This is a genomic window from Pectinatus cerevisiiphilus, assembly GCF_004341685.1.
Taxonomy (GTDB): domain Bacteria; phylum Bacillota; class Negativicutes; order Selenomonadales; family Selenomonadaceae; genus Pectinatus; species Pectinatus cerevisiiphilus.
The window spans coordinates 1-2,556 of the sequence record NZ_SMAA01000038.1 but is presented as its reverse complement, the minus strand read 5'-3'; the positions used below and the strand labels follow the sequence as shown (position 1 = coordinate 2,556).

The window sequence follows — 2,556 nt, the reverse complement described above, 5'->3', positions numbered from 1 at the left end:
TAATGTGCAAACATATATGAAATGCCGCTAACCCTTGTAACTACAATACAGGATTAGCGGCATTATTGCTATACACTATTTGATTGATCGCTTACGATGTTTTATGCTCAATAAGATTATACTATAGGATTATTAAATTTAAAAGGATTTAACGTAACAAGGACAGATGGCAATGTAATTACTATCTGTCTACCAGTGAAACCGCATATATACCCACAGTGTAAAAATGAAACAAGGAAGATACATGATTATAAATTACAAAAAGTTAAACATTTGCCTGTAGCGTATACCCAATACACGATTTTGATAAAAAAGCGTCGGTATAAGTGCCCTCACTGTAATAAGCGATTTTATGAGAAAAATAGCTTATTGTTCAAATATAAGTTCATATTCACAGATTTGAGAAAAAGTGTCCTGTATTATGCCAGTAAATTATTTAATACAAAGTAAATTGCAGATATTTGTAATCTTTCATATTTGTTAATTATACAAAAGCAGCAGGAGAATATTCCTACTGCTCTTATACTACCTTGAATTTTTCATAACACCAAACATTGACGATGAATCTAAAATCTAAATACCAACTTGGAGGTTTTACTAATTACCATTTACATTATTATTCTATATATGTAAAATTATCAATAATAAAATTGCTTGTCAATAATTACTTGTATAGGGAGAGATTATATAGCAAAATCAGCTATTGCCCTAATGCAAGCGATGTTTTGAGAAATGGCATGATATAAACTAGTATGCAATTAAGGAGATGATTTCTGAACTTATGGAAAGATGGTAAATTAATGACTGTATAGGAGGGAATCAGATGATAGAAGGCATCAGTCACATAACTTTTATTGTTAGAGATCTTGAACTAGCAACTAAATTTTTCGAACAAATATTTGAGGCTACAGAAGTTTATTCTAGCGGAGATGCTACATTCTCAATAGCAAAAGAAAAATTCTTCATGATTGGTGGGCAATGGATTGCCATCATGGAAGGTGAAGCTTTTCCAATTCGCACCTACAATCATATTGCATTTAAAGTACCAGAAGCAGATTTTGAAATATATGAATCGCGTATTCGAAAACTATGTTTAGATTTTAGATCTCCACGACCACGCATAGAAGGCGAAGGTCGGTCATTATATTTTTACGATTTCGATAACCATTTATTTGAAATACATACTGGAACACTTTCTCGGCGATTAGAAAGATATAAAATGAAATGACAAAACAACCAACCTAGTCTTGTTATAAAATAATTCTATTAAAAATTTTTAGGTATAAATATGTAAACTATAGCATATTAACTGAAATTTAATGTTATACAACATCTTTATGCCAGATTTATAATTACAAGCTTCAAATAGATTTGCTTCGAAATATAGTATAAAAAATGAAAGGTGGTTTAGTAATGAAAATTCTTCTTGTCGGTTATTTTAACGAGACAGCAAAGACAAAAATTGTAAGGTGTTTTCCCAAAGATTGGGATATTGTAATTGTCCCTCCTGGAAAAGAAATGCTGCATCATATGGAAGATTGTCAGGTACTCATCCCTGAACATGTTAAAGTAGATAGCAGCTTGCTTTCTATGGCCAAAAATTTAAAATTAGTACAGACAGGGGCTGGATTTGATAATATAGATATAGATGCTTGTACGCAGTTCGGTGTTTGGGCGGCAAATTCTGCCGGAGTCAATGCACAAGCAGTAGCTGAGCATGTGATGGCATTAATCTTATCTTATTATAAAAATATACCATTTCTTGATTCTTTCATGAAAAATAAGATCAACGAAGATGAATTGGCTTATACCAGCAGTGAGCTAGCAGGAAAAACGATCGGGATTATCGGCTTGGGTGCTATCGGCAAAAAAGTTGCTAAGTTCTGCCAGGTATTTGATATGAATGTGCTGTCATATGTTAGAAATCCGGTGGTTCAATCTGATAGCTTTATAAAAATAGTAGATCTCGATACTCTTTTAAGCGCATCAGACATAATCAGTGTACATATACCTTTGAATCAACAAACTAAACAGTTAATCAATAAATCTACATTTAAGAAAATGAAAGATTCAGCGCTGTTTATCAATACAGCTCGCGGCGGAATCGTCAATGAAAAAGATTTGATAGATGCATTAAAAAACAATAATATTGCAGGTGCCTGCCTAGATGTATTTGAATCTGAACCTCTGTCACTTGATAGTGAACTGCGGGAACTGGATAATGTGATATTGACTCCCCATACAGCAGGAATGCCGGATAGCCGTAAATTTCATAAGAAAAGGTATGATTTCTTTGTGAATAATATAAAACGTGTAGAAAATGGTAAAGAACCTGAAAGTAAGCTCAATCAGTTATTATAGTTTTGGTACAACAAAATAAGCATGTTATAGGATTTTTTACAGAAATTTTTATACACAAAAAGATACCCACCAGAATTTATTTTCCAGTGGGTATCTTTTATTTGTATAAAAGAAAACCACGCGATAGTCGCGTGGTTCCAGAGAGCTTAAGCGGTGAACCCTAATGTGCTAACCTGTAAATAAGCCTGCCAGCTT

General features: G+C 32.9%; 3 protein-coding genes. All 3 read left to right on the top strand.

Annotated features, from left to right (window positions below; all coding sequences use genetic code 11):
• Nucleotides 1–195 precede the first annotated feature (195 nt).
• On the top strand, nt 196–450 hold the full coding sequence (locus EDC37_RS12725) for a transposase family protein (protein ID WP_165874524.1): 255 nt from the start codon (nt 196–198) through the stop codon (nt 448–450).
• A 373-nt stretch (nt 451–823) separates the two neighbouring features.
• On the top strand, nt 824–1,228 hold the full coding sequence (gene fosX / locus EDC37_RS12145) for a FosX/FosE/FosI family fosfomycin resistance hydrolase (RefSeq protein WP_132551726.1): 405 nt from the start codon (nt 824–826) through the stop codon (nt 1,226–1,228).
• 185 nt (nt 1,229–1,413) lie between these two features.
• Complete coding sequence (locus EDC37_RS12140; protein ID WP_132551724.1) at nt 1,414–2,361, top strand: NAD(P)-dependent oxidoreductase; 948 nt, start codon at nt 1,414–1,416, stop codon at nt 2,359–2,361.
• Nucleotides 2,362–2,556: the final 195 nt, after the last annotated feature.